Source organism: Neobacillus drentensis, from assembly GCF_036966985.1.
Lineage (GTDB): Bacteria > Bacillota > Bacilli > Bacillales > Cytobacillaceae > Neobacillus > Neobacillus drentensis_E.
Window position 1 is genome coordinate 1 of sequence record NZ_JBALSN010000095.1, and the last position, 230, is coordinate 230.

At 42.6% G+C, this 230-nt stretch carries 1 protein-coding gene; it reads left to right on the forward strand.

Going from position 1 to position 230, the window contains the following annotated elements:
* Positions 1-180: spore coat protein GerQ (locus V7659_RS06800; protein WP_335538968.1), on the forward strand; the 180-nt coding region annotated here is incomplete at its 5' end.
* Positions 181-230: the final 50 nt, after the last annotated feature.

Below are 230 nucleotides of genomic sequence, written 5' to 3' on the forward strand. Positions count from 1 at the left end.
GAATTTAAAGGGATTATTGAAGCGGCAGGAAGAGACCATGTCATCCTGAGTGACCCACAAGTTGGGACTCGTTACCTGATTCCAATGGTCGCCGTTGATTATATTCAGTTCTCTGAAGAAATTGAGTATGAATATCCATATGGCAGTGCGCCGCCTATGGCTACTTACCCGCCAAGATAAATCCTATGAAGCCAACACCAATTGACCGTCAATTGGTGTTTATTTTTTTA